35 protein-coding genes are annotated in these 23064 nt (G+C 55.3%); 31 read left to right on the top strand and 4 right to left on the bottom strand.

What is annotated here, in order from left to right; genetic code table 11:
- The first annotated feature begins 1 nt into the window (after position 1).
- The gene (locus tag PSE6802_RS0114960) at positions 2 to 466 is read left to right on the top strand and encodes a hypothetical protein (RefSeq protein WP_019500871.1); all 465 of its coding nucleotides are present in this window, start codon (positions 2 to 4) and stop codon (positions 464 to 466) included.
- A complete protein-coding gene (locus tag PSE6802_RS34850) occupies positions 463 to 1230 on the top strand; it encodes a DNA cytosine methyltransferase (protein ID WP_019500870.1) in 768 nt (255 codons plus the stop codon). Before PSE6802_RS0114960 ends, PSE6802_RS34850 begins: the two co-directional genes overlap by 4 nt.
- A 66-nt stretch (positions 1231 to 1296) precedes the next feature.
- Here PSE6802_RS34850 and PSE6802_RS31165 read toward each other — a convergent pair whose 3' ends face one another.
- From PSE6802_RS31165 to PSE6802_RS0114935, 4 genes are all read right to left on the bottom strand, one after another.
- Positions 1297 to 1830 (bottom strand): KilA-N domain-containing protein, encoded by a 534-nt coding sequence (locus tag PSE6802_RS31165; RefSeq protein ID WP_019500869.1) that lies wholly within the window; start codon positions 1828 to 1830, stop codon positions 1297 to 1299.
- 213 nt (positions 1831 to 2043) lie between these two features.
- The gene (locus tag PSE6802_RS32665) at positions 2044 to 2382 is read right to left on the bottom strand and encodes an HNH endonuclease (RefSeq protein ID WP_083901707.1); all 339 of its coding nucleotides are present in this window, start codon (positions 2380 to 2382) and stop codon (positions 2044 to 2046) included.
- Entirely contained in the window at positions 2382 to 2774 is a 393-nt protein-coding gene (locus PSE6802_RS31160; protein WP_019500867.1) for a hypothetical protein, read from the bottom strand. Before PSE6802_RS31160 ends, PSE6802_RS32665 begins: the two co-directional genes overlap by 1 nt.
- Before the next feature lie 230 nt (positions 2775 to 3004).
- The gene (locus PSE6802_RS0114935) at positions 3005 to 3331 is read right to left on the bottom strand and encodes a helix-turn-helix domain-containing protein (protein WP_019500866.1); all 327 of its coding nucleotides are present in this window, start codon (positions 3329 to 3331) and stop codon (positions 3005 to 3007) included.
- A 129-nt stretch (positions 3332 to 3460) separates the two neighbouring features.
- Here PSE6802_RS0114935 and PSE6802_RS35845 point away from each other — a divergent pair, with 129 nt between their 5' ends.
- From PSE6802_RS35845 to PSE6802_RS0114790, 29 genes are all read left to right on the top strand, one after another.
- Positions 3461 to 3625, top strand: a complete 165-nt coding sequence (locus PSE6802_RS35845; RefSeq protein ID WP_019500865.1) for a type II toxin -antitoxin system TacA 1-like antitoxin — start codon at positions 3461 to 3463, stop codon at positions 3623 to 3625.
- Positions 3622 to 5847: a DDE-type integrase/transposase/recombinase gene (locus PSE6802_RS31155; RefSeq protein ID WP_019500864.1), complete on the top strand. Its 2226-nt coding sequence runs from the start codon at positions 3622 to 3624 to the stop codon at positions 5845 to 5847. The genes PSE6802_RS35845 and PSE6802_RS31155 overlap by 4 nt, the downstream gene beginning before the upstream one ends.
- Before the next feature lie 60 nt (positions 5848 to 5907).
- Complete coding sequence (locus tag PSE6802_RS0114920) at positions 5908 to 6612, top strand: AAA family ATPase (protein ID WP_019500863.1); 705 nt, start codon at positions 5908 to 5910, stop codon at positions 6610 to 6612.
- A complete protein-coding gene (locus PSE6802_RS0114915) occupies positions 6612 to 7175 on the top strand; it encodes a helix-turn-helix domain-containing protein (RefSeq protein ID WP_019500862.1) in 564 nt (187 codons plus the stop codon). Before PSE6802_RS0114920 ends, PSE6802_RS0114915 begins: the two co-directional genes overlap by 1 nt.
- On the top strand, positions 7144 to 7575 hold the full coding sequence (locus tag PSE6802_RS0114910; RefSeq protein ID WP_156815536.1) for a hypothetical protein: 432 nt from the start codon (positions 7144 to 7146) through the stop codon (positions 7573 to 7575). The genes PSE6802_RS0114915 and PSE6802_RS0114910 overlap by 32 nt, the downstream gene beginning before the upstream one ends.
- Positions 7572 to 7832 carry a hypothetical protein gene (locus PSE6802_RS0114905; RefSeq protein WP_019500860.1) on the top strand — a complete coding sequence of 87 codons (261 nt, stop codon included), beginning with the start codon at positions 7572 to 7574 and terminating at the stop codon, positions 7830 to 7832. Before PSE6802_RS0114910 ends, PSE6802_RS0114905 begins: the two co-directional genes overlap by 4 nt.
- Positions 7825 to 8736, top strand: coding sequence for a hypothetical protein (locus tag PSE6802_RS0114900; protein ID WP_019500859.1), 912 nt, complete (start codon positions 7825 to 7827; stop codon positions 8734 to 8736). Before PSE6802_RS0114905 ends, PSE6802_RS0114900 begins: the two co-directional genes overlap by 8 nt.
- Positions 8712 to 8996: a hypothetical protein gene (locus tag PSE6802_RS0114895; protein WP_156815533.1), complete on the top strand. Its 285-nt coding sequence runs from the start codon at positions 8712 to 8714 to the stop codon at positions 8994 to 8996. Before PSE6802_RS0114900 ends, PSE6802_RS0114895 begins: the two co-directional genes overlap by 25 nt.
- A gap of 2 nt (positions 8997 to 8998) precedes the next feature.
- Complete coding sequence (locus PSE6802_RS34845; protein ID WP_019500857.1) at positions 8999 to 9514, top strand: DUF2811 domain-containing protein; 516 nt, start codon at positions 8999 to 9001, stop codon at positions 9512 to 9514.
- Entirely contained in the window at positions 9511 to 9927 is a 417-nt protein-coding gene (locus tag PSE6802_RS0114880) for a hypothetical protein (protein ID WP_019500856.1), read from the top strand. The genes PSE6802_RS34845 and PSE6802_RS0114880 overlap by 4 nt, the downstream gene beginning before the upstream one ends.
- A 3-nt stretch (positions 9928 to 9930) precedes the next feature.
- A complete protein-coding gene (locus PSE6802_RS31145; RefSeq protein ID WP_019500855.1) occupies positions 9931 to 10923 on the top strand; it encodes a DUF3102 domain-containing protein in 993 nt (330 codons plus the stop codon).
- Positions 10911 to 11111, top strand: a complete 201-nt coding sequence (locus tag PSE6802_RS0114870; protein WP_019500854.1) for a hypothetical protein — start codon at positions 10911 to 10913, stop codon at positions 11109 to 11111. The genes PSE6802_RS31145 and PSE6802_RS0114870 overlap by 13 nt, the downstream gene beginning before the upstream one ends.
- Before the next feature lie 28 nt (positions 11112 to 11139).
- Positions 11140 to 11289: a hypothetical protein gene (locus tag PSE6802_RS0114865; RefSeq protein WP_156815532.1), complete on the top strand. Its 150-nt coding sequence runs from the start codon at positions 11140 to 11142 to the stop codon at positions 11287 to 11289.
- Positions 11273 to 11506 carry a hypothetical protein gene (locus tag PSE6802_RS0114860; protein ID WP_019500852.1) on the top strand — a complete coding sequence of 78 codons (234 nt, stop codon included), beginning with the start codon at positions 11273 to 11275 and terminating at the stop codon, positions 11504 to 11506. Before PSE6802_RS0114865 ends, PSE6802_RS0114860 begins: the two co-directional genes overlap by 17 nt.
- The gene (locus tag PSE6802_RS0114855) at positions 11499 to 11945 is read left to right on the top strand and encodes a regulatory protein GemA (RefSeq protein WP_019500851.1); all 447 of its coding nucleotides are present in this window, start codon (positions 11499 to 11501) and stop codon (positions 11943 to 11945) included. Before PSE6802_RS0114860 ends, PSE6802_RS0114855 begins: the two co-directional genes overlap by 8 nt.
- Entirely contained in the window at positions 11938 to 12135 is a 198-nt protein-coding gene (locus PSE6802_RS0114850; RefSeq protein ID WP_019500850.1) for a hypothetical protein, read from the top strand. Before PSE6802_RS0114855 ends, PSE6802_RS0114850 begins: the two co-directional genes overlap by 8 nt.
- 28 nt (positions 12136 to 12163) lie before the next feature.
- Positions 12164 to 12493 (top strand): hypothetical protein, encoded by a 330-nt coding sequence (locus PSE6802_RS0114845; protein ID WP_019500849.1) that lies wholly within the window; start codon positions 12164 to 12166, stop codon positions 12491 to 12493.
- Positions 12494 to 12556: 63 nt separating this feature from the next.
- Complete coding sequence (locus PSE6802_RS33465; protein ID WP_156815531.1) at positions 12557 to 12829, top strand: hypothetical protein; 273 nt, start codon at positions 12557 to 12559, stop codon at positions 12827 to 12829.
- Positions 12771 to 13190 carry a hypothetical protein gene (locus PSE6802_RS0114840; protein WP_019500848.1) on the top strand — a complete coding sequence of 140 codons (420 nt, stop codon included), beginning with the start codon at positions 12771 to 12773 and terminating at the stop codon, positions 13188 to 13190. The genes PSE6802_RS33465 and PSE6802_RS0114840 overlap by 59 nt, the downstream gene beginning before the upstream one ends.
- Positions 13183 to 13500: a hypothetical protein gene (locus PSE6802_RS0114835; RefSeq protein WP_019500847.1), complete on the top strand. Its 318-nt coding sequence runs from the start codon at positions 13183 to 13185 to the stop codon at positions 13498 to 13500. Before PSE6802_RS0114840 ends, PSE6802_RS0114835 begins: the two co-directional genes overlap by 8 nt.
- Complete coding sequence (locus tag PSE6802_RS29065; RefSeq protein WP_019500846.1) at positions 13500 to 13997, top strand: DUF3486 family protein; 498 nt, start codon at positions 13500 to 13502, stop codon at positions 13995 to 13997. Before PSE6802_RS0114835 ends, PSE6802_RS29065 begins: the two co-directional genes overlap by 1 nt.
- The gene (locus PSE6802_RS0114825) at positions 13984 to 15294 is read left to right on the top strand and encodes a terminase large subunit domain-containing protein (RefSeq protein WP_019500845.1); all 1311 of its coding nucleotides are present in this window, start codon (positions 13984 to 13986) and stop codon (positions 15292 to 15294) included. Before PSE6802_RS29065 ends, PSE6802_RS0114825 begins: the two co-directional genes overlap by 14 nt.
- A complete protein-coding gene (locus PSE6802_RS29060) occupies positions 15295 to 16737 on the top strand; it encodes a phage portal protein family protein (RefSeq protein ID WP_019500844.1) in 1443 nt (480 codons plus the stop codon).
- Positions 16724 to 19654 carry a phage head morphogenesis protein gene (locus PSE6802_RS31140; protein WP_019500843.1) on the top strand — a complete coding sequence of 977 codons (2931 nt, stop codon included), beginning with the start codon at positions 16724 to 16726 and terminating at the stop codon, positions 19652 to 19654. The genes PSE6802_RS29060 and PSE6802_RS31140 overlap by 14 nt, the downstream gene beginning before the upstream one ends.
- Positions 19655 to 19657: 3 nt before the next feature.
- Entirely contained in the window at positions 19658 to 20110 is a 453-nt protein-coding gene (locus tag PSE6802_RS0114810) for a phage virion morphogenesis protein (protein WP_019500842.1), read from the top strand.
- A gap of 242 nt (positions 20111 to 20352) precedes the next feature.
- Positions 20353 to 20679 (top strand): hypothetical protein, encoded by a 327-nt coding sequence (locus PSE6802_RS33460; protein WP_156815529.1) that lies wholly within the window; start codon positions 20353 to 20355, stop codon positions 20677 to 20679.
- On the top strand, positions 20679 to 21485 hold the full coding sequence (locus PSE6802_RS0114800; RefSeq protein WP_019500840.1) for a hypothetical protein: 807 nt from the start codon (positions 20679 to 20681) through the stop codon (positions 21483 to 21485). Before PSE6802_RS33460 ends, PSE6802_RS0114800 begins: the two co-directional genes overlap by 1 nt.
- Positions 21485 to 22720, top strand: coding sequence for a hypothetical protein (locus PSE6802_RS0114795; protein ID WP_019500839.1), 1236 nt, complete (start codon positions 21485 to 21487; stop codon positions 22718 to 22720). The genes PSE6802_RS0114800 and PSE6802_RS0114795 overlap by 1 nt, the downstream gene beginning before the upstream one ends.
- On the top strand, positions 22713 to 23033 hold the full coding sequence (locus PSE6802_RS0114790; protein ID WP_156815528.1) for a hypothetical protein: 321 nt from the start codon (positions 22713 to 22715) through the stop codon (positions 23031 to 23033). Before PSE6802_RS0114795 ends, PSE6802_RS0114790 begins: the two co-directional genes overlap by 8 nt.
- Positions 23034 to 23064 lie beyond the last annotated feature (31 nt).

The raw sequence follows: 23064 nt of genomic DNA, 5'->3' as shown, positions 1-23064 counted from the left end.
TATGAGCGGCGAATTCGACGAAGGTGAAAAACTGATAGCTATTCCTGCTCCTTCGCGATGCGATCGCGATGTCCGCCCTCAGTGGAAATTTTTTTGCTGCTGTGACGGAGGACTAGTCGATAACCCTTATCTGAGTCAACTCGTGAGTGGTAAGAACGGTAAACCCTTCATCTGCCAGCGCCTCGACTGCAAAGCCGGGGAAAAGTACAGGAATGCCTACTTTGCCACTGATGCCCAACGGCAGGACTATACCCAAAAACACGGTGGTGAGGTCATGACCCAGCAAGAGTATCAGGCTCAGTGGGATATTCGCCTCACAGCCGCTCACTGCGAACAGATGCACCTGTGGCACAAACAATATTGGGATACATGGGCAGCCCAGAGAGCAAAACGGCTCAACTACGGGCAGTCAATTTCTCACCTCACCCAGCAACTATCCATGCCAATTAAGAAGGAGCGTAGATGAAATACCTCGACTTATTCTCTGGCATCGGTGGCGTTAGCCTTGCCGCCCAATCGCTCGGCATTGAGACCGCACAATTTGTCGAAATCAACCCCTATTGCTGCCATGTTTTACGAAAAAACTTCCCCACCATCCCCATCCACAGAGATATCAGGACTTTCCATGCCAAGCCAAACCAATTTGACCTCATCACGGGTGGATCTCCCTGCCAAGACCTCAGCCTCGCTGGCAAACGTGCAGGAATTACAGGCGATCGCTCAGGACTCTGGTTCGAGATGCTCCGAGTTATCGAGGAAGCAAAGCCCAGATTTGTCATTTGGGAGAACGTCAAAGGCGCTTTCTACACAGGAGGACTTACCAAAGTTTTGCACGGACTCTGCCAATTGGGCTATCGCTTCGATGTGGAAATCTTATCGGCAGCGGCAGTCGGAGTGTATGCACGCAACCATTATTGGATCGGCGGTACCAACCGGGATTTGCTGGGATTGATTGGGATGAGAGGCTTTGAGGCAGATCCCACTTCGACGGTAAAAATGAAAAAAAAGCAGCCATTGTTGGATCGGTGTAAATCGCGAGCAAAAAAGCTATTCTCAATAAGCGGATTTTTGGAATTTTTTTGGGGGGTTAAATGTAAAAATCAAACTGGCTCTGGGGGCGGGTTTGGTTTTTTGAGTGGCTCTGGGAGGTCGTTTGATTGTTGCATAAACCGACAACGTTATCGGTTTTATGTGACTGAGCCTACGCCCACGCTTCGCGAAATGGGGTGAAAGTGCTGGTGGGCGGGAGATGCTTTATTTGACGGTTATTTGACACCCGCCATACGAGCTACTGGATTAGGCTGAGAGGATAGCTTTTGCGATCTTGTATGCTTTGTCGATCCGCGCTTGAAGTATGTCTGCCACGTCACTAAACATGCCAAAGTCGACCGCTTCATTCAGGGCGTGGATAGTGCCTTGGGCTCTTTCTAGATGCCCTCCAAGCTGGCAAATGTCTTCCGCAAGGTCGTCGGCTAGCGCTTTTCGTGAAAGTGGCTGCTGACCTTGGAGCCAGTCAAAGACTAGATTTGTTACCCAAACCGCAAATTCGGGGTTACACCACTGACCGAGGTGGATCGCGACCTGCGGGTGCACCCAAGTACCCTGCTCGTATTTCTTGGTGTTGCCTTTCCTGGTTTCGATCAAAAGTGATATGGGAATTCCCATATTACAGGAAAGCGCTGCTAGGTAAGCTTTGGTGGAATCTAGGCGCAGGTAGTCAGCTATTAGTTTGCCGTTGGCTTTGCACATCAGGGTGCCGTCGAAATACCCGTCGCCTGGACGAGGTCTAATGGCAAAGCCGTTGGGTGTGTGAGCCGGAAATGCTGTCATAATATGTCCTTGTCTTATTGGTAGGACATATTGTATATCCTCGGCCTAAAAAAGGCTGGGGATTGCTTTTGTGCGGCAAAGATCGCCGTGATAGTTGCGTGAGATGGAGCTGATTGCGGGATCTGTACGGGATCTGCAAGGTGATTAGATACTGTGAGGCGATCGCCCACCCTACGAGCTACGAGCTACTACGAGCTACTGGCCTATGAGTTGCTAGGGATTGGCTCCTTTGCCTCGATTGCAGTCGAAGCAAAGGGTTTGGAGGTTGCTGGGATGGTTGCTGCCTCCTTTTGAGTATGGAATTATGTGGTCTATTTCTAGCTTCACGGCTGGAGGCTGCCTGCCGCAAATGACGCATTGACGGTTGTCTCGCTTAAGGATCAGGTATCTGGTTGTTAGGGAGATAGAGCGAGTAGTTTTCTGGGGCTGTGAAGGTTGTGCAGGCTTGAGTCGATCGACTACCACTCTTTTCTTCTTTCTTTTTGGGGCAAGATAGCTGCGAATAGCTCCGCGTACAAGCTTTTGTAGGGCATTGGGCTTGGATTTAGGCATTAGCTATCTTGTGCGTCCGTGTTGTCTGCATCGCCTGTATTTTGGGGGGCGAGAGCTTTGCTAACCCCGTATGCGCCTAAACCAACTACTGCACCCGCAATCGCTACGGGAGCCATGCCAATTGCAACGGCTGTGCCGCCTATGGCTAAGCCCATGCCGCCAACAAGGGCAGATATTCCAGCGCCTGCCGTGCCACCTGCTGCAACTGCACCCAATGCGGCAGGGTCTACTTTTTCTGAGACAACTTTATTGGCTTCTTCCAACGCCTTGCCTGCTTGTTCGCCTAATCCGCTAGCGTTTTCTTGTATTAGTTTGCCTGCCTGGTTTAGCGCTTCACCTGCTTGATTGGCGGCTGATTCAATATTTTTGGCGAGATCGTTGAAAAAGTCCATGTGCTTATTTCCTATTCCCTATTGTGCTATTGAGCTTACCCATGTTCTGGCTTTCTGTAGCGCTAACTCGGACGCTAACTCGGACGCTAACTCGGACGCTAACTCGGACGCTAACTGGATCGATCTCGGACGTTAACTCGGACGATCTCGGACGATCTCGGACGTTAACTCGGACGATCTCGGACGTTAACTCGGACGATCTCGGACGTTAACTCGGACGATCTCGGACGTTAGGCTGCTCCGATCGCGTGGCGAAAGTTTGCTGCCCGATCTTCTTGAGATTGGCAGGCTATCTCAAATAGTTCGGCGGTTGCATAGGGCGATCCCGTTTCTTTTTTTATATACCTGGCTGATGCGAGTATAGATAGGGTGTCCCACTCTGGCTTAGCGTTGCCGCGTTCTAGCCCGCTAATTGTTGATTTGCTTAAGGTTCTTCCCGTTTGTTTTTCGATCAGTAAGACAAGATTGTCCAAGGATAGTCCCAGCCCCTCCCTGGACTCCTTGAGGAGTTTGCCCAGGAGCCGCTTCCCTTCGGTTGTGATAACTGGAGCGTTCATAGCAATATTCCACCTTACATTTCTAATGTATAGCATAGAGTACACCTGAAGTAAATTTCAATAGCCGCCTACTTGACGAGTTTGTGCGGTGTACTGTACAAAGAATGTATACTGTACGATACACCGCACATGACTCGGAGCAAACTTAAGACGCGCACCCTGCCTGTCCGCTTGTCGGATGCCGAGTTTGACTTAATTGACGCGGCTGCGAGGGCTCTTGGCGAAAATCGATCAGAGTTCCTGAGAAACGCCGCAAAGGAAAAGGCGAACAAGATTAACGAAGAGGCCGCATGAAGGGATATTTTTCTTCCTTGGAACTTGCGGGTTTGATCGGTCTGCCTTCCACGGATCGCAGGGTTCGGGAAAGGGCTATACGCGAATCCTGGCGATCGCGCGATCGCATTGGACGCGGCGGCGGCAAAGAGTACCAGTTGCCCGATCGCTACTGGACACCAGAATTTGAGGAAGCAGCCCGCGCGCGCTTCCCCGACAAGTTTGCAGGCGATGACTCCTTGTTGGAAGTTAGTTTGCAAGCTCCGATCGCTACGCCGCCTGCCGTAGCGCCGGAGTTTCCCAAATCCGACAACGTTGTCGGATTTGAAATCGAACCACCAGATCCCAAAGCCAGCAAAAAAGACCGTACCGCCGAAGCGCGGTACGAGATCCTGAAGGCTTACGATCGCGCCGAACAAACGGGCTTTTGCAAGCTAGAAGGCTTGAGCAGGCTTAGATGCGAGGAAAATTTCGCCGTCAAATACAATAACGGCGAAGTCGAACTACCGCAGTGGATACGGACGCAGGAGCCTAAACTGAGTCGCTCTACCCTGAAAAACTGGCAAAAGCGCCTCGAAACCGAAGGATTTGAGGGACTAAAGCCTAAGAATAGGGGACGGGCTGGCAAAGTAATAGACACCGAGGAAGAGCTGAGAAATTTCACGCTGGGCATGGTGGCGAAATACCCGCACTGCCGTGCCGTCCAGATCCATGAGGCGATGCACGCGCGGTTTGCTGATTCGGCGCTGCCCAGTGTATCGACCGTAGCGCGGTGGGTGCGCGACTGGAAGCGAACGAACGCCCAGCTATTCGCGGCGGTGAGTAACCCCGACAAGTTTAAGAGCAAGCATATGGCCGCGTTTGGCAGCTATTCCGAAGGGATCGATCGCCTGAATCAACTCTGGCAGCTCGACTCCACGCCTGCCGACGTGATGTGCGCAGACGGTCGCTACCACCTGGTGGCGGTAGTGGACGTGTTTAGTCGCCGCGCCATGCTGCTGGTGACGAAGACCTCGCGCTCCGTGGCGATCCTGGCGCTTTTGCGCCGCGCCATCCTGGCGTGGGGCGTACCGGAAGCGATAAAGACCGATAACGGTAAAGACTATACCAGCCGCCATATAACGCGGGTGCTGGATGACTTGCGGATCGAACGGGATCTGTGCGCGCCGTTCAGTCCCTGGCAAAAGCCCTATGTCGAGCGATTTTTTAGGACTTTTTCGAGCGGTTTGCTGGAGTTGCTACCTGGGTATACCGGGCACAACGTGGCAGATCGCCAGGAACTCCGCGCCCAAAAATCCTTTAGCGAGAGGCTTTACCAAAAGGACGGCGTGGTGGAAGTGGGTATGACCAGCGAGCAACTGCAAAGCTTTGCGGATCGCTGGTGCGATAAGTACCACCACGAAGCCAAAACCGCGCATGGCGGCAAGACCCCATTCGAGATCTACACCGGATCGCAAGGCGCGATTCGCACGGTCAGTGACGAGCGGCTGCTGGACGTGCTGATGGCGGAAGGCGGTACGCGCACCGTACAGAAGCGCGGCGTGCAGATCGAGGGCGGCTGGTTTATTGCGGTGGAGCTGGAGGCTTATATCGGGCAGCCAGTGCAGGCGCGTCTCGACCCCGCCGACCTGGGCCGCATCTATATATATGACGGCGACGGCAAATTTATCTGCGTCGCCGAGAACCCGGAACGCACGGGCATGGATCGCGCCAAGACTGCGGTTGTCGCCAAGCGGAAGCAGAAAGAGCGCATCCAGGCGGGCAAGAAAGCCCTCAAGGCCCTTGCCAAGAAAGCTAACGTTGGGGACGTGGTTGATGAGATGTTGTCCGCTGCCGAGCGGCGCAACGGCAAGCTGACCTCGCTACCCAAAAGCAGTGAAGAGTACGCAGCCGAGGCGCTGCACGAGGCGGCCAGGACTCTGGAGGCGCTGGCTCCGGTGCCGGAGCCGCACTACGACGAGGGAGCCAGGGCGCGACACGTTGCCTTTTTGCAAGAACCGGAACGCAAGCCATCGCAAGACATTGTCGAGGGCAAGCCGGAACTGCGAAAGGTATTTCGCGCCTGGAAAAAGGGCTTGCCGTGCGACGAGGCGGATCGGGGGATGGCGCGGCTGTGTCTGCGGTGGGCGGAGGGACGCGCTTTGGCTCGATTTCATTGCGACGACGACAGGCAAGAAGAGGAGTATGCCGCGTTTATTGAGTGGCTGGGTGCCACCGAAATTATTCAGCAAAAAGCAGTTTAAAAGCCTCGGGAGTGAGGCTCCCGAGGCTTTGAGGTCAACACGTCATTAGTAGGAGTAAGTATGCGGCCAATTCTAGCAAAAGTCAAAAACCTTTCTAACTTTCAGGCGCTTTATCAGGCGCTGCGCGATGCCGATCCCACGATCCCGCGCATGGGGCTGGTGCACGGGTTCACGGGCGCGGGCAAAAGTACGGCGGTGTCGTGGCTGCTGAATCAGCATCGCGGCATCTATGTCCGCGCCAATGCGGTCTGGACTCCCTCGGCAATGCTATCGAAGATCCTGATCGAGCTAGGCGGCGAGCCGCGCCATTCGGTTGCTAAAAACCTGGATGCGGTGGTGGCGCGCATGGCTTCGACAGGCAAGAGTCTCTTCGTTGACGAAGCGGACTACCTATTCGGCAACCTGAAGCTGGTGGAGACTCTGCGGGATATCCACGACCTGGCGGATTTGCCCGTGGTGCTGATTGGGATGCAGGGGTGCGATCGTCGCCTGGAGCAACGCCAGCAACTAGACCGCCGCGTGACGCAGCGGATTTGCTTCCAGGCGATTGACCTGGAGGACGCGCAGTTGCTGGCGGATGCGGTGTGCGAGGTGGAAGTTGCCGAGGATCTGGTGGCGGCATTCCTGGCGGAAGCAAAGGGCAGCATTGCCCAGTGCAAGATCGCGCTATCGCGGATCGAAAAATACGCCAAGGGCAAGGGCATCGATCGGATCGAACTGAAGCAGTGGGGCGATCGTCCGTTTTTAGCAAAAGGAGATAAGTAATGCGACACCGAGCACTGAACCTGATCTGGGGCGTAATGTGCGACAAGAAGCGCGGTTTCACGATTGCTGAAGTTGCGAAGGAATCTGGCTGCGACAAATCGACGGTGGGCAAGTACCTCAAAAAACTGTGTGCTGCCGGGTTTGTGAAACTGGCGGGTGCCAGAAAAAACGGCAATTCTAGCTGCGATAGATATCGCATCACGCGTGTGGATGCGCCAGATCTGGAGCTGCTGGCGACTGCTGAGGAGGGCGCTCAAGAAAAGATCTGGCGATCCATGCGAATTTTTAAAACCTTCACCGTCGGCGATATCGCCATGGTGTGCGGCTTGCACGAGGACACGGTGGGGCGATATGTGAACAAGCTCAAACAGGTGGATTACGTGCGGGTGCACGTTTCTAACAAAGGCGGCGGTAAGGCGGGTGCTTATCACACCTACCGTCTGGTGCGGGATACGGGGCCTCGTAGCCCCGTAGTCCTGGGCGATGGCCGCGCATTCGATTGCAACTTAAACCAATTTTTTGGAGGAAAAGATGGACGAAATCACAATGATGACAACGATTGAGGAGATGCAGTTGGAGGTGGACGCAAACGCCGCGCACGTTGACTGCGCTCAGGCGCGAGCGTTTGCGCAGGTGCAAACCATGATCCTCAACGAATTGAAAGAGCGCTTGACACGCAAGCAGTTGCAATGTTTGGAAGACAGGATCAACTGCTTGCGCCAACAGCAGAACGCTGAAGTTGAAACTCTAGCACAGCTAATCGCTTCAGGCGCGCCGGATTGGCAAACCTACAACCAGAAGGTGGTAATTCGCTGTACCGATCGCGCGATTTTGATGCTGCTGAGCGAGATTCATGCCTTTGCCGCACGGCAGGGGTGGCAGCCAAGGGAAGTGCGTGACGCGGCTGGCGCAACGAGGTTTGAGATCCAAGAACTAGCTTTTTTAGTAGGAGGTGCGGCATGAGCTGGCTCGACGAGTGGAGAAAACGACAGACCGCCCTGGAAGGCGCGACGCACGTAATTTCGGTGCACGACCTGGGGCAAAGCCCTCTGACAACCCGCCAGGAGTTGGAATTTTTTGCCCTGTACCTGGGTGGAGTGTCTATGGATAGCAGCCTACACCGTTTTTGTTTTACGAGCGCCGAACATGCCAAGGCGTTCGCGGATTCGCTAAAAGCCCTCGACCTCAAGCCGGAGGAGGAGTTCCTGGCATATGCATAAACCTAAATCCGTAGATTTTGGCCAGGGGCGCGGCAAGAGTTTCGAGCTGCGAAATCCCGAGCTACTGGCGGCGCACAACCGCCTGGTAGTGGAGCGAAATCTGCGCGATTGGGGCCTTGCCAATCCCCTGCCCCTGGTGGATGGGGTGGTTGGCAAGGTGGAGAGGGAATGCTACGGGCGCGATTGCCTGAAAGGGCTGCTGACGGGCGAATGGCAGTCAACGACTGCAATTGTGGACGCGCTGCCATTCGCGGATAAGGACAGGGCGCGCCGACGCATCGGCCAGACGTTGGGCTTGATGCACAGGCGCGGCCTGGTAGAGAAGGAGCGCCGCAAAGGATTTAGAGAAACTTATTGGAGGTTAAAAAGAATGAATCTATCGACTTTAAACGTGCCGGAGTATGCCCGTACCGCCAAGCCGGACGGTGTGATTTACGAAGCGCAGGGGTCGATCCGCTATCGCTTCGACGGTAGCGACGGCCAGTTTTATGTGGGCAGCTACGCTACCGCTGAGAAGCTGATCGCCCAACCATTTGCCTACCGCTGGGACGAGGGCGAACGGTGGGGGCGGCGCAAGCAATCGTGGCTGGATCTAGCTTTTGTAGATTGGCGCAACGCGGTATGCGTCGCTAGTTTCAAGAACGACAGCGCGGTAAATATCTTTGATTTTCTGGTGGGCGCTAAAAACGAGGCAGTGCGGTTGGAGGCGCTACGCCTCACGATCTGCGGCTCGGAGGTGCCCGTGCGTACCCTGGCAGAGCCGGAAGAGGACTTCGGTGTAATCGAGATCTACTATGCCGCCGAAGTCGCGGAAGTGCAGTTTGCGAGCCGCGAGCAGATGGCGACCGTGCAAGCCTTCGCCGAATCGGGACAGTTTATGTGGCACCTGGTTGGGGAGGTGTAATCGTGAAAAAAGAGCGGACAAATTTTCTTACCGAGTATTCTAAAACTGCTTACGAGCACCTCGTGGTCGCGTCTGGGAAGAAGCCCGGTATCTGTATGCAGCTCGCGGAGGTTCAAGGCTTCTCTCCTCGCAGAGGAGAGAAGCCTTTGCGTGGCGGACTCCTGATTGCGGTGGATTTGGATAGCGAGGTTTTGCCGCCAGAATTGCTGGAGGTCTTTGAGTGGCTGCTTGAGTACTGTCATCCGCCCAGGGGAGGTTAACCATGCCTCCTGTGGATCTAGATTCCGTTCGCGATTTGCTTTTTGCTCACCAGGGCGCGAGCAACGCGCTGAAAGCTGCTGAAATTTGCGAGTTAATCTCCAACCGCCGCTGTCGCTACGGCACGGACGATCGCAATATCCGCGAAATCGTGGTGCAGTTGCGCCTGGAGGGCTACCCGATTGCGTCACATTCGAGTTGGGGTTACTACTGGGCGGTAACGCCAGAGGAGCTGGCGGCGACGCGCAAGCTGTTGCGCGGGCGCTCGTTTCACGGGCTAAAGGTGGATAAGGCGATCGCGCAGCGAGCGATGCCAGATCTGGTCGGGCAGCTACGGCTACCAGTTGGCAGCTCCGCGCCCATGCCGCCTGCGGAAGTGGTGCCGATTATTTTGGAGATTCCTAAAGATCTGAGGGATCGGCTGCGCCGCTTCGTCGATTCCCGCCCCGAATGGGATACCGAGCGAGCGGTGACGGCGGCGATTTCGTTGTTTTTGACGCAACAAGGAGGTTGTCGATGACATTCGATCCTATGGCTGCCAGGTTTCGCAGTGGTGCCAGCCTGCAACCGTGGCAGGTAAGCGCCAGGCTCTTCGATTTCGATCCGGACTTCGTGCGCTGGATTTGCCGCTACCTGGAGGTGCGCAAGCAGCCGCACGGCGTAACCGACGCGAAAGCCTGGATTAATAAGGGTTTCTTCGCCCTGGAAAGATTTGAACTGGTGACTTTGCAGTGGGAGGCATATGAGGCAAAACGCAAAGATAAGCTCGGCACGGGCATCGCTATGGCTGGCGATCTTGTTGCTGGGTGTAGTGATGGTGCTGGAGTTGTGGGCGATCGAGATGTGTCTACTGCTGCGATAACGCCGGAACAGAGGCAGGCAAACCTGAAGCGCCTGCGCGAGATGGTTGAGAAAAATAAGATTGGAGGTTAGCGAATGGAGGAAATTTTGACCCTAGAAGCGCGAGAAGTGGAGGTAGTCGAGTCTGAAGTCGTTGACGACAGCAGCGATTTCCTGCGCGATCGCGCCCAAGAAATCCGCAATACGGTGAAGCGCATTCCCTACGCGATCGCCTCGGTGGGCGCGATGTTACTGGAGGTAAAGGAGCGGGTCGAACACGGCGAGTTTCTGGCCTGGATGAAACGCGAACTCGACTGGGACGAGCGCATGGCACAGCGATTTATGCAGGTGGCGAGAAGGCTAAATCCGACAACGTTGTCGGGTTTGCAAATCCAGCCATCTGCACTTTACCTGTTGACCGCGCCCAGTACTCCCGATGAAGTACTGGAGAGCGCGATTGAGGTAGCCCAAGATCGAGAGGTGACGCTGAAACTGGCAAAAGCGCTGCTGAAGCCCAAAAAATCAGAACAGAAAGATGACTGGAATCCCGACAATTGGGAGACTCCAGGCTGGCTGGCTAAAGAAATTTCGCTTCTACTAGAGCCGGAGGAGGAAAAGATACTGGAGCCAACCGCAGGTACGGGGCAGATTGCAGCCTGGCTACCTGAAGGATCTGTCTGCTACGAAATTGATAAAGCCCGCTATGAGGAGGGACTACTGGACAAAGTGAACTTGTGGCGTAACGCCGACATTTTGACCTGTACGGATTTTTGTACTTACGATGTGGCGATCGGCAATTTGCCTTTCTCGAAAGCCCTGCCAATTTTGGCACACTGCCTGGCTTTGATAAAGCATAGCGGGCGCTGCCTGTTTATTTTGCCGCTCGACTTCTTTTCCAGCAAGCAAAGAGCGGAAGCCTTTGGCCTCATGGGAGCCTACGTTCACAAGGTTTACCGTCTTGTCGGGCGCGTCGCCTACTTGCGCGACGGCGAGGAAGAATCGCGTCGCCAGATTTACGATGCGATTTTTGATATCAGGCTTAGCGCTCCGGGCATGCAGAGTGCTGAGGAGTTTATATGGAAGCCGTGAAGACCTGGCGCGATTACCTGTGCGATGTCGCCGCCAGTGCGATCGCCGCAGTCGAGCACTCGGTGGATCTCGACACGGGCTACTACCTGTGCGAAGGCGAACAGTTCGGGGCAATGATCGAGGCACTGGCTGCGCTGCAAGAGTTTGAAGAAGATAGGGAGGAAAATGATGGCGAAGAGACTGATTGAAAACACGACGTACCCGAGGGGAGATAGCATGAACAATAGCCTGAAGCACGAGCTGGCGGAGCACTACAGGCGACAAGCCTACAATCCGGCTCTCAGGGAAGTTTCGCGCCGATTCGCGCTCAGGAGGCTGGCAGCACTTAATGCCGAGGAGGTCGCTCAAGATGAATCGAATTCCTGATTGGCTATTGCGAACCCTGGAGGTGGTCTGCAGCTTCTTCCTCTGGCTGGTTTTGGCGATGCTGACCCTCCTTCTGACACCACTTGGGATTGCTGTGACGGCGTTACGCGCTATCGACGAAGCGCTCTTTGATTTTTTAAAATTTGTCGGCGAAGCTTCAATAGATGCTTTCGATCGCGCTTTTGGCTATGAACAGGAGGGAGAAAACGATGAGTAGTTTGCCCCCGAAAAGCGTAACAAACCGACTGAAGGCTCTGGTGCATATCGCCAAAGCCGATCTCGGCCTGAGCGACGAAGCGTATCGCACGATTCTGGCTTCGCTGACTCGCAAGGAATCCACGGCAGGCATGGGCCTTTCCGAGCTAAATGCAGTGCTGAACTCGTTTCGGGCGAAGGGCTGGATGCCGAAGGTGAAGCGGAGTAAATTGTCGCGCCAGATCGAAAACTCGCGCGAGCAGAAGAAGATCTGGAAACTCTGGTACCTGCTACGCGACGCTGGCGCGTGCGACGGGACGCGCAAGGGGTTGAACGCCTGGCTGAAAAAGCAAACGGGCGTTGAGTCGATCGACTGGATAGTCACCTACGAAGCGGCAAGACCCGCGATCGAGGGACTGAAGGCTTGGTGCAAACGAGTAGGAGCGGAAGTTTATGAGTGATTTGTCGCCGGAGAAAGAATTCGCGCACGCGCTATTTTGCCAGCAAGTAGAAGGTGTTGACCTCGAAAGCGCCAGGAAACTGCTCAAGGATCTGCACCTGCTATACCTCGGGCAGCAGGCGCTGTTCGCGCAATTGGCGAAGCGGGATTTTGGTGCGATCGAAAAATCACTTGGCGAACGCGGTATATAATCTACGCTGCGATTTTGCGGAGACGAGAATGTTGCTCCAATTGTTGGTCGAGCTAGTCGCTGCTCTCGGCGCACTGCGAGACGTCAAAGTAAAACTAGAGGTAATCGAAAAAACAATGGCTACACGCGAAGAACTAAACGCTAAGCTGGAAGAGCTAAATACGACTATTTCCGCAGAAAGAGTCCAGGTGACCGAAGCCCTGGCGGGTCTATCTGCCGCGATTGATGCTTTAAATACTCGGATTGCCGAGCTAGAGCTGACCCAGGATTTTGCTGGCGAGATGGCGGGGGTTCAGACGGCGATTGATAATGTTGTTGGGATTTACGAACCCGCCCCCGCGCCGGAACCCGTAGCATAGATTTGCGGTTTGCAGTTGGTTGGTTTGTGACACGGACTGGGGGCGATTCGCCCCCTTATTTTTTTGTTAGCAGAAGATATATCGGACGCTCGCGCTTTCGTGGAAGTAGCGCTGGAGCAACTCGGCCTTACCTGGCGCGGCGAACGGGTGCAAGCTTGGCTTGCCGCCGTGAGCCGAAGGGAGGGGCGCAGTATACAATCTACGCACTATATTCCGTGCAGGTACTGGCGGATGCTGGCGCGATCGCTGGCAGTAGAAATAGGAGCAGAGTGGCTTTGTGAAAACTTCCGCGACGATAGTGCAGATTCCGACAGCGCCCCCAGCGTCGCCGACTAGCAGCGGCCTGACCTGGGACTGGATTTTGATCGGCGCAGTGACTGGGATTACCGGGATTTCCTATGGGCTGATCAGGTGGTTTCTCGGTCGAGCGATCGGGCAGATCGATTCCCAGTTCGATAAAGCGGAAGAGCACCGGAAAGCCCTGGAAGGAAGCCTGAAGTATATGAGCCGCGATTTTGACGATCGCATTGAGGAAGTCAAGGAGCAAGTGGTGGAGCTGCGGGCGGAAGCCAACCGCTACGTGCCGCAAGAGGACTACGTCCGCAACGCAGCGGTACTGGAGGGGAAAGTTGACGCAGTGCATCGCAGGATGGATGAAGTTTTTTTTATACTGACGAGAACAAAACAACATGAGTAGCGCTCTGGACGATATCCGGAAGAGAGAACTGCGATGGACTTTTTGCTTGGCGCTTAGGAACGGGCGCGACATCGGCGTATCCGAAAAGGTGTTTAGGGCGATCGCCCGCGACATGAAGAGCGGCTTGAGTGACAACGAAGTACGCGAGATGGTGCAATATCTCGCTAGTGCGGGATATTGCACCCTGGAGACTTTAATTGACGAAAGCGTGCTGGCAGTACGCACCAATAAGCTCACCGATCTAGTGGAATACAACTGCGAAGCGCCGCCCTCAATCGCTCGACCTGCGAAGAACTGGGGGCTGGTGTAGTGGATCGATCCAGCGTGGCGATGCTGCCGGAAGAAGTTAAGTCGGAGCTTGAGAAGCGACTGCGCGAAAGCCGCTTCTCTAACTACACCGAGCTAACCGACTGGCTGCAAGCGCAAGGCTTTCAGATCAGCCGCAGCGCGGTACACCGACACGGACAGAAGTTGCAGAAGCACCTGGACGCAATTTCGGTGGCGACTGACCAGGCGGTCGCGATCGCAGAGGCGGCAGGAGACACGCCTGTAATGGGCAGGGCTTTATCTGCCCTGGTGCAAAACAAACTTTACGACCTGCTGATGGATGCGGAATCTGAGGCCGATCCGGTGAAGCTGGCGCGAGCTGTAGCGGACATCAACCGCGCCGACATCTCGGTGCTGAGATATAAAGCTGAGGTGAAGGCGAAGATCGAAGCAAAATTTACCCAGCTTGAATCCAGTGCCAAAAGCATTGACGCGGCGACGCTGAAGCGGGTGAAGGAGGAAATCTATGGCCTCTTCTAGCCCGGCGATTACCCTTTACCCTTACCAGCAAAAGTGGCTGCAAGATGAGAGTCGCTTTAAGATTGGCATGTTCGCTCGCCAAACCGGAAAGACTTTCACCAGTACGCTGGAAATCGTGATGCGGTGTATGGAAGCGGAAGCGATCGGCAGAAAGGAGCGCTGGGTAATCCTCAGTCGCGGCGAGCGCCAGGCGAAGGAAGCGATGGACGAGGGCGTGAAGCGCCACCTGAAGGCGTTTCAGATGGGATTCGAGGCGCTGGAATATGAATATGAGGGCAGTTTTAAGGCGCTGGAAGTAACGATGCCAGGCGGTAGCAGGATTACGGCATTGCCCGCTAATCCCGATACGGCACGCGGTTTTAGTGCCAGTGTGTTCCTGGATGAATTTGCTTTCCATCAGGACTCCAGGAAGATTTGGCAAGCCCTGTTCCCGGTGATTAGCGCCGGACATCGGCTGCGCGTCGTTTCCACACCCAACGGCAAGGGCAATAAGTTTTACGATCTGATGACCGCCAGCGACGATGCCTGGAGCAAGCATGTCGTCGATATTTACGAAGCGGTGCGCCAGGGCTTGCCGCGCGATGTGGAAGGCTTGCGCCGTGCCCTCAACGACCCTGACGGTTGGGCGCAGGAATTTGAACTTCAGTGGCTGGACGAAGCCAGTGCCTGGCTCAGTTACGACTTGATTAGCGCGTGCGAACACGAGGGCGCAGGTTTTAGCGATCTCTATCAGGGCGGTCCTTGCTTTGTGGGCAACGACATCGCCCGCCGCAACGACCTGTGGGTAGCGTGGGTGCTGGAGCAAGTGGGCGACGTGCTGTGGACGCGGGAGATTGTGGCACTGAAACGCGCTACGTTTGCCGAGCAGGATGCGGTGATGGACGAGCTATTCAAGCACTACAAAATCGTGCGGTGGGCGATGGATCAAACGGGCATGGGCGAGAAGCCAACCGAGGACGCGCAACGCCGCCACGGTGAAAGCCGCGTAGAAGGCGTACTCTTTACGGCGACGAACAAGCAGAATCTTGCCACGCTCGGCAAACAGGCTTTTGAGGATCGCAAGATTCGCAATCCTATGGGCGACCCCGAGATCCGCAATGACCTGCACAAGCTGCGGAAAGTGACGACCGCGATGGGCAGTATTCGCTTTGAAGCCGACTCCGATAGCGCGGGTCACGCCGATCGCGCATGGGCTTGTTTTTTGGCTATCTACGCTGCCAGCGGTAATCCGGGGCCACTGGACTTCGAGATTGCTTGGGAGCGACAAACCGAACCATTGCTAGCGGGGTTTTTCTAGATGGCGGATCTAACCGAAGCTGAAAAGAAGCCGCTTGCCGATGTCGAGATTGCGCCGATCGCGAAGGACATCACGCGCGGTTATTTGAATCCAGGATTGCTGCCAAGTCAGGATGAGATCCTGAATATCAAGGGCGGCGGCGATCTGAAGTACTACGAAGAGATCAAGCGCGACGATCAGGTCTACGCCTGCATGCAGTCGCGCATCTCGGCGGTAAAGTCCTGCGAGATCGAGGTGGTGGCTGGCGGCGAAAGTAGCGAGGATCTCAAGGCGGCGGATTGGGTGCGCGACGAACTGTTGCCGTCGATCGATTTCGATCGCATCACGGAAGAAATGCTGTGGGGCACTTTTTACGGATTCTCGTTTGGCGAGTTGATGTTGCGGGCAGATGGCAGCTACTGGACTCTCGATCCGCTCAAAGGTGGTATTCGGGTGCGCAACCGCAGTCGATTTGGCTTTAATCAAGATTTCGAGCCACGCCTGATTACTTTTGAGAACGCGTTCGACGGCGAAGAACTGCACTGGTCGCGCCGTTGGCACTTTTGTACGGGCGCGGACAACTCGGACGAACCGCACGGCCTGGGGCTAGCGCATTGGCTGGCTCTGCCAGTAGCGATTAAGCGTGGAGATTTGCAGCATTGGCTCACCTATCTAGAAAGATTCGCTCAACCCACACCGGGGGTGGAGCTGCCCGTGGGTGCGGGGCCGGAGGAGAAAGCGAAAGGCATGAAGTTGGCGCAGTCAATCCGAGCTGGCGCTGCTTTCACCAAGACTCAGGGCTACCTGATCGAGTTGGTCGAGGCGAGTCGTTCTGGTACCGCCGACTACGCCGCGCTCTACGACAAGTGCAACGAAGCGATTAGCAAGATTATCTTGTCGCAAACCATGACCACGGACTCTGGCTCCTCACTATCGCAGGCGCAGGTACACCAGGATGTGGGCGATCGGGTGGTGAAGGGCGATGCCGATCTGATCTGCGGCTCTTTCAACACCGAGGTGCTGGCAAAAAGGCTGTGCTTCTGGAATTTCCCTAACGCGAAACCGCCGCAGGTGTGGCGGAAAACGGAGGAAGAGGAAGACGTGGCCTCTATCGCTGCTACGGACAAACTCCTGTTCGACATGGGCTTTCGCCGCAGCTTGGAATCGGTGCGCGAGATTTATGGTGAGGATTTTGAGGAGATTCCTAAGCCCGAGCCGCCCGCTCCAAATCCGACAACGTTGTCGGATTTGCCGCCGAACGCAGACAATCGCGCAATTCCGACCGCGCCTCAGTTTGCGGAAAACGATGCGCTGAAGCTATTGGCGGGGTCTAAGGATTTAGTGGAATTTGCGGAGAAGGTGGATTGCCTGTTCCCAGATCTGCCAACGGAGCGGTTTAAGGGCTTGATGGACAAGGCCGCGATCGCCGCCAGTCGGGTGGGCAAACTGAATGGATATAGTTGATAGCTATAGCGATCGCCTGCGGGAAATTGCCGCACCCTACTTTGCGCGGTGGTTCGAGCAGTGCAAGGAGTTACTGGGGGAAAGCGCCGACCTGGAGGAATACTACGATCGCCTGGCTGAGATTTATCCCGAGCTGGACTCTGAAGATCTGGATCGCTCGGTTGCCAGCGCGCTGGCGGCTAGCGCTTTAGCTGGCTGGTACGAATCCGAGCAGCTAGTACTTAATGGTGAAACAGTCGAATTTGCCGAAGCGGAGTACGCGCTACTGCCATTTCAGGAGGCGATCGATTATTTCTCCGAAAAGCAGAATCGCCCCACCAGGCGCTGGGATAGTTTGACCGCAACGGAACACGATGCCTACTTTACGGTCGCTGGAGCCAAGGCTGCGGTTTTGGGGGACATCAGGGCAGAGGTGGATCGGGCGCTGACCGAAGGGACGAGCCGCGCCGAATTTACTAAAAATTTCGACGCGATCGCCACGAGGTATGGCTGGAACTATAAAGGCGATCGCGATTGGCGGGCTGGCATTATCTTTCAAGCCAACCTGAGGGGTGCTTACTCCGATGGCCGCTGCCAGCAAATGACCGACCCTGCGGTACTGGAGAAGCGCGACAAATGGATGTGGAGGCACGGCAATAGCCGCAGTCCCCGTCCCGTCCACCTGGCGCTCGACGGCAAGGTCTTCCCCGCCGACCATCCTTTGTGGAATAGCATGTTTCCGCCCTGTGGCTTTGGGTGCAACTGTGGCGTGGTTAGTTTGAGCGATCGCGATTTGCAGCGACGGGGCTTGCGGGTGGAAACGGGCTACAGGCCGGGCGATACGATTGAGGTGGATGGCAAGAGATTCAGGATCGCGCCGGACAATAATTTTGAGAATAGCTGTGTCCCCCAAACCGATACAGAAAGAGAAGACGATCGCGCCCTTAAAAGGCGGAAAATCCTGTCCAGGATGCAGTCCGACCTGCAAAGGGAAGGCATTATCGATTTGGCGGGCAAGGTGGGGTTTGGCGCGATCGCGGTTTTGGTTGGGATAAAAGCGGCGACACTAGCACCAGAAATTATAGGAACTGAGGTTACCAGGGTTTCTGCGGCATGGCGGGCTGGGATACATAAAAAAATTGCCGACGAAATACGCGCGGAAATTTCTGAGGAGAAATTGCAGAGGGTCAGAGACTTGCTGGCGACTGAAGTCAAAGACAAGCCCTTAACGGTTGTTTTGAGTGGGGCTGGCGATGAAGGGGCTGTGGCTTCTGCCTCAATGGCAGAGGGATTGCGGAAGCAAGGGCTAGAGGGTGAGATTGTTGCGGCTGCTAACAGTATTGTCACTGAAGATGGGCCTAACTTTCTGTCAAGGATTCTTGAGGTCCACGTAAAATCGTTAGGACTCAGCTCGGAATCGACAAAGGCTCTAATCGGGCTGATCCTGGATCGTGGCGCGAACAAGGTTAACCTTTTGGGGCACTCGGCAGGCGCGGTGGTGGTAGAAGATATCGCAGGCATACTGCGAGCGCTGGAGATTGAAGTTGACAATGTGATTACGCTGGGCGGGATTTCTGCGCCAGTCGATTTAGGACAGACGCAATATCGTAGGTATATTTCGGATATTGACCAATATCAACTCCTGCATAAAGTTGCCAGGCGCGCCAATAAAGATCGGCTGTTTAAGGGCATCTATCACGGACGCTACGATTCGATAGCGGCGCTTGGCAATCGCGGCCTGCTCAAAAGCTGGCTGGCGAATAAGGAGGTCTTCCGAGCGATAGTAGAAGATTTTAATGGCGTTCCCGCTACTCAGGCGGCTGGAAAACTTGAGCCAGTGCCAAACGTTATGCGGGTTCCGTCAGAACCTAAGGTGGAAAATGCTGAAGAATTGCTTAAAGAGGTTCGCAAGTCGGAGCCTGAGGCTCCTGCGCCTAAACGGACAAAGCCCTCTAAGCCAGTCAAAAAGCCGATAGAAACGCGGCTGATTACTCCAGAAGAGTACACGCAGCTTGGGATAAACGTTCGCCGAGGGTTGGGCGATTACCGCGTTCGGATCAACAAAAATACAGGGGCGACGGCTGGGACTTTCAACGTCCAGCCTACCAGGGCGGATGGGTATCTCTGGACTCCAGAACAGTGCAAGGCGGTGAAAGAGCTTCTAGAAAAGCAGGGGGTAGTATTCCCCGACAGCTTCGATCCCGATAATGTTGCCTGGCGGGAAGGTTTTAATTACCTCAAGCTGGATAAAAATGCGGTAATAACCGATCGGCTCATTGGCCCCATCACTCCGCCAGGGGCGCTAAAACGTCAGGACTGGGCAGAGATCGTGCCTGTCTCTCCAACCAAGAGTGGAACCGATCGCTATAGTGCGATTGAGCTGGAGCCTAAAGCGATTACGCCAGAGGTGCTACCCCCAGAAGGGCAGAACAACCTCAAGGATGCGATCGCGGCATTCCAGAAATTTGCCTCCAAGCTTGGTAAACCAAAACCCAACAAATCTCAGGCAATGCCTGTTGACGCGGCGGACGAATACTTGGATAAGCGTAAACTGTCAAGCGCTTCACCGTTTGCACTGCGCAATATCCTGAGAAAAGGTGGGGAGGATATTCGACGCACGATCAGAACTATTCAAAGCTATCTTTTTTTGGAAAGAGAAGAAGCGGAAAAAGCTGTCAATCAGTTGCCTGGTTTTAAGCTTAAACCGGCAAGAGGCGGATTTCGCTTGGAGCTAGACGGGGAAGATCCGACTTTGCTGCCTGCGCCGCCTAAGGAATTGCCTCCAGGGCTTACCGCCAAGCAAGCCGATCGCTGGCTGTCCAAAGTAGGCAAGCCCTATGCCAATCGCAAGCAGGCCGAAACTTTGCAGAAGAAGTTGGGCGATCGGTACCAGGTGGTTGAGGAGGACGGCAAGTTTGTTGTACGGGAGATCGATTGACCTATGGCATTCTTGGAAATCACGGTAGACGATCGCGAGATTAACGAAGCCCTGCAAAGGCTGGCAGAAAAGACGAGCGACCTTTCGCCTGCCATGCGAAACATCGGCGAATACATGCGCATGCGCGCGGAAGAAAACTTCGCCAACGAATCCAGTCCTGACGGATCGGCGTGGAGAGCGTTAAGCCCCAAATACGCAGCGCAAAAGCAGAAGCGGCGGGGCATTGACAAGATCCTGCAATTCAAAGGCGATTTGCGAGCGTCGATCGCCTATCAGCTCCAGGGCAAAGATGGCGTAGCGATCGGCACGAACGTCGCCATCGGCGCGTACAGTCTGGGTGCTATCCATCAGCTAGGCGCTCCGAGGCGAAATATTCCCGCTCGACCTTTCTTGGGGGTAAGCGATGCTGACGTAGAAGAGATAGTAGCGATTATTGAAGACTTTATTGGCGAGTAGCGAGAGCCGCATCGCCGGGCAGCGTATAAAATCTACCCGCTTTACACGGAAAACACATGCAGGTAGTAGAACTGGGTACGCGCACGCTCGAAAACCATTACGTTGTCGAATGCTTCGACAAAGACGGCAACCTCAAGTGGGCTGAGGAGTTTGACAACCTCGTCACTACAGAAGGCCTGAACGATTCGCTCAACAAGCACTTTAAAGCTTCTGCTTATACCGCTTCGTGGTTTGTAGGCCTGGTGAACGGTGCCTCCGCTCCCACCTACGCCGCAGGCGATACACTCGCAAGCCACGCGGGCTGGACTGAGCTAGCGCCGGGCACGGCCTACACTGGCAACCGTCAGGCACTGACTCTAGGTACCGTAGCTGCTGGCTCCGTGGATAACTCCGCCAGTAAAGCGGTATTCCCGATCCTCGCTAACAATACCGTGGCGGGCGCTTTTATCTGCACCGCTGCCACGGGCACATCGGGGATACTGTACGGCGAAGGTAACTTCACGGGCGGCAATCGCTCCGTTGTTAATGGCGATACCTTAAACGTCACAATTACCCTCACCGCAAGCTAATGACTATCTCCAACTACGACCAGTTGGTCGCGGCGCTGCCCACCGCCCAACTGGGCCTACTGTCCAAGACTGGCCCCAGCACGCAACTGGCCGGAGCGCTATCGTCGCTGTGGCTGAGTGCTGGCTTCCCTGCTGCAGGCAGTGCGCCCGGGGTATGGGCTACTTGCACAGACGCTACGGCAGGCGGGTGGCCGTTTGCCAATCCGACTGCGCCCGCGCTTTCGTATTTGAGTAATTTTAATTGTGCGGGCAGCGCTTCGCACTACCTGACGCTGTACGATCGCCTGGGTCATATGGGCGGATTGAGCGGTACGGTGGCGGGATCGGCGCAAGCTATTAATGGCGTGATTCCCGCCAATAGAGGCGCGGCTGTTGACGGCAGCGATGTCGAGTGGTTTTTTGAGATTTATACGGCGATCGGCACTACCGCTGCCAACGCTACTGTCGCTTACACCGATCAAAATGACGTTGCTAGAAATGCTCCTGCAATTGTTATGGGAGGGGCTTCACCCGCCAACCAACCGAGTAGGCTTTTCAGGATTATTCCGAACGCAGGACAACCAATCAAGACCGTGACAAATGTCACACTTTCCGGGAGTACTGGCACGGCGGGCAACTTCGGCGTGACCTGCGCCAGGCGCATCTTGACTGCTGCAATGGGCCAGGTCAACATTGGCGCGAACCTGGATTTCGCGGGAACGGGCTTGCCGCGTATCTACGACGATGCCTGCCTCTGGTTTGCGGCGCTGCTGAGTAACGCCACGTCTGGCACGTTTACGGGTTCCTGGAATTTGGTGCAAGGCTGATGGGTGTATACAAGCAGTTGAGATTCCGAAAACCGGGTGCAAACAATTTGTTTGCACCACCGCTTCGAGGTACACCTTTTCCTGGAATCGGGGCGATCCTGGCCGATCAGTACTACGATTCCAATTCCAATATTTACGAGGTTGCTGCCGCGTTTGAGAGGATCGAAAATTTTGCTACTCTCAACAATGCCGTCCTGGACGCAGGCATGGCGTTTGGCAAAACTGCGGGATTTGACGGCGGCAATATTGCCGATCTGAATGCGGCCTCTCAGATTTTTGCTAGAACGCTGCAGCTCGCCACTGTTGCTGGTGGCGCGATCGATAGCTCCGTGACGATCGCCAAATCCCTTGGCTTAAGCTTCGCGGCGGGGATGACGATTGATGGTGCGCTGCCGCTGGCTAGGGTGCTGGCAGCGACCTGGATCGTGAATAGCGACTTAAGCGTAGATGCGGCTCTGGCGCGTACCGAGGGTTTCGGGACTGTGGCGATCGCCTCGTTAGTAACGCTGCTCGCTCTAGCCCGTACCGAAGGTTTAACGGCTAGTGCGGCAAGCGTTCTTGATAGCGCGGTGAGTTTGGCGCGATCGGCGGGGATGTCGGAGGCGGCGGCGATCGATTTTGTGGCGGCATTGGATTTGGCGCAGTCAAACGCAGTCGCGCCTAGCGCAAATGCCGACCTGGGGGCATTGCAAGCCTTTTCGCGCACCGAAGGGTTTGCAACCGATTTCTCGGTTGCAGGCATCATAAATGCCACGCTTGCCCTGGCGCGTACCGAGGGGATAACCCTCGACAATACCGCCACACTGGTTTGCGCTGCCGCCCTGGCACGCAGCTTGGCACTTACTTCTGTCGCCAGTACCTCTCTGGAGGCGGGGACGGCACTAGCTGTGACACTGGCGTTGTCGGTGGGCGTGACGATCGCGCAGGAAGAAGCGCTAAACCTGGCGATGGCGGCGGGCTTTGGCGCTGAAGCCCAAGCAGATTTAAGTGCGGTAACCGAGGTCGCGAAAGCGCTGGCGTTTGGTGTTATGGGCGGCATCAGTTACGAGACGGCAGTATCGCTCGCCAAAGCCCTGGCGCTGGTCAGCGATAGCTCGATCGGGACGCAGATAGCCGCCGTGGTGGCTTTGAGCTTGTATGCAAGGTCGCAGGGCTTGACGCTGGACGAGCGCCTGTTCGATCTATCGCTAGAGAAGCGAGATTTTAACTTAAATCTGGAGGAACGCGGTGGCTAGCAGAACAGTGCGAGAGGGGCAGCAGAGGCAGGGGGTTGACGAGGCGATCGCCTACGAGGTGGATTGCGCGAATTGGTGCAGCGCTCCGCAAAACCCGCAGGTAAAGGTTTTTCTGGTCGGCGAAGATGGCGGTGCTTACGCCGACATGACCGCATCGGTGATGCCGAGCGGTACGGTTGAATTCAGTGGAACCAAGGCTAGGCTACCGCTGTTGAGGGATTTACAGGATCGCGCGGTCTATCGCGTGGAGCTAAAGTTCGAGTGCAATGGAAGTCTGCTGGAGGCCTACTTCACTGTCAAAGCCGAAAGGTAGTTAGCGATATATAATTTACGCCGATTTTGCT

Origin of the sequence: Pseudanabaena sp. PCC 6802 (assembly GCF_000332175.1) — a bacterium.
Taxonomy (GTDB): Bacteria; Cyanobacteriota; Cyanobacteriia; order Pseudanabaenales; family Pseudanabaenaceae; genus PCC-6802.
The sequence above is the reverse complement of the archived record's forward strand: the minus strand, read 5'-3'. Positions and strand labels throughout refer to the sequence as shown.

What these genes read in the sequence shown, in the direction of transcription:
- PSE6802_RS0114960 (WP_019500871.1), top strand. Translation starts at nt 2, where the DNA reads ATGAGCGGCGAATTCGACGAAGGTGAAAAACTGATAGCTATTCCTGCT.
- PSE6802_RS34850 (WP_019500870.1), top strand. Translation starts at nt 463, where the DNA reads ATGAAATACCTCGACTTATTCTCTGGCATCGGTGGCGTTAGCCTTGCC.
- PSE6802_RS31165 (WP_019500869.1), bottom strand. Translation starts at nt 1,830, where the DNA reads ATGACAGCATTTCCGGCTCACACACCCAACGGCTTTGCCATTAGACCT.
- PSE6802_RS32665 (WP_083901707.1), bottom strand. Translation starts at nt 2,382, where the DNA reads ATGCCTAAATCCAAGCCCAATGCCCTACAAAAGCTTGTACGCGGAGCT.
- PSE6802_RS31160 (WP_019500867.1), bottom strand. Translation starts at nt 2,774, where the DNA reads ATGGACTTTTTCAACGATCTCGCCAAAAATATTGAATCAGCCGCCAAT.
- PSE6802_RS0114935 (WP_019500866.1), bottom strand. Translation starts at nt 3,331, where the DNA reads ATGAACGCTCCAGTTATCACAACCGAAGGGAAGCGGCTCCTGGGCAAA.
- PSE6802_RS35845 (WP_019500865.1), top strand. Translation starts at nt 3,461, where the DNA reads ATGACTCGGAGCAAACTTAAGACGCGCACCCTGCCTGTCCGCTTGTCG.
- PSE6802_RS31155 (WP_019500864.1), top strand. Translation starts at nt 3,622, where the DNA reads ATGAAGGGATATTTTTCTTCCTTGGAACTTGCGGGTTTGATCGGTCTG.
- PSE6802_RS0114920 (WP_019500863.1), top strand. Translation starts at nt 5,908, where the DNA reads ATGCGGCCAATTCTAGCAAAAGTCAAAAACCTTTCTAACTTTCAGGCG.
- PSE6802_RS0114915 (WP_019500862.1), top strand. Translation starts at nt 6,612, where the DNA reads ATGCGACACCGAGCACTGAACCTGATCTGGGGCGTAATGTGCGACAAG.
- PSE6802_RS0114910 (WP_156815536.1), top strand. Translation starts at nt 7,144, where the DNA reads ATGGACGAAATCACAATGATGACAACGATTGAGGAGATGCAGTTGGAG.
- PSE6802_RS0114905 (WP_019500860.1), top strand. Translation starts at nt 7,572, where the DNA reads ATGAGCTGGCTCGACGAGTGGAGAAAACGACAGACCGCCCTGGAAGGC.
- PSE6802_RS0114900 (WP_019500859.1), top strand. Translation starts at nt 7,825, where the DNA reads ATGCATAAACCTAAATCCGTAGATTTTGGCCAGGGGCGCGGCAAGAGT.
- PSE6802_RS34845 (WP_019500857.1), top strand. Translation starts at nt 8,999, where the DNA reads ATGCCTCCTGTGGATCTAGATTCCGTTCGCGATTTGCTTTTTGCTCAC.
- PSE6802_RS0114880 (WP_019500856.1), top strand. Translation starts at nt 9,511, where the DNA reads ATGACATTCGATCCTATGGCTGCCAGGTTTCGCAGTGGTGCCAGCCTG.
- PSE6802_RS31145 (WP_019500855.1), top strand. Translation starts at nt 9,931, where the DNA reads ATGGAGGAAATTTTGACCCTAGAAGCGCGAGAAGTGGAGGTAGTCGAG.
- PSE6802_RS0114870 (WP_019500854.1), top strand. Translation starts at nt 10,911, where the DNA reads ATGGAAGCCGTGAAGACCTGGCGCGATTACCTGTGCGATGTCGCCGCC.
- PSE6802_RS0114865 (WP_156815532.1), top strand. Translation starts at nt 11,140, where the DNA reads ATGAACAATAGCCTGAAGCACGAGCTGGCGGAGCACTACAGGCGACAA.
- PSE6802_RS0114860 (WP_019500852.1), top strand. Translation starts at nt 11,273, where the DNA reads ATGAATCGAATTCCTGATTGGCTATTGCGAACCCTGGAGGTGGTCTGC.
- PSE6802_RS0114855 (WP_019500851.1), top strand. Translation starts at nt 11,499, where the DNA reads ATGAGTAGTTTGCCCCCGAAAAGCGTAACAAACCGACTGAAGGCTCTG.
- PSE6802_RS0114850 (WP_019500850.1), top strand. Translation starts at nt 11,938, where the DNA reads ATGAGTGATTTGTCGCCGGAGAAAGAATTCGCGCACGCGCTATTTTGC.
- PSE6802_RS0114845 (WP_019500849.1), top strand. Translation starts at nt 12,164, where the DNA reads ATGTTGCTCCAATTGTTGGTCGAGCTAGTCGCTGCTCTCGGCGCACTG.
- PSE6802_RS0114835 (WP_019500847.1), top strand. Translation starts at nt 13,183, where the DNA reads ATGAGTAGCGCTCTGGACGATATCCGGAAGAGAGAACTGCGATGGACT.
- PSE6802_RS0114825 (WP_019500845.1), top strand. Translation starts at nt 13,984, where the DNA reads ATGGCCTCTTCTAGCCCGGCGATTACCCTTTACCCTTACCAGCAAAAG.
- PSE6802_RS29060 (WP_019500844.1), top strand. Translation starts at nt 15,295, where the DNA reads ATGGCGGATCTAACCGAAGCTGAAAAGAAGCCGCTTGCCGATGTCGAG.
- PSE6802_RS31140 (WP_019500843.1), top strand. Translation starts at nt 16,724, where the DNA reads ATGGATATAGTTGATAGCTATAGCGATCGCCTGCGGGAAATTGCCGCA.
- PSE6802_RS0114810 (WP_019500842.1), top strand. Translation starts at nt 19,658, where the DNA reads ATGGCATTCTTGGAAATCACGGTAGACGATCGCGAGATTAACGAAGCC.
- PSE6802_RS0114800 (WP_019500840.1), top strand. Translation starts at nt 20,679, where the DNA reads ATGACTATCTCCAACTACGACCAGTTGGTCGCGGCGCTGCCCACCGCC.
- PSE6802_RS0114795 (WP_019500839.1), top strand. Translation starts at nt 21,485, where the DNA reads ATGGGTGTATACAAGCAGTTGAGATTCCGAAAACCGGGTGCAAACAAT.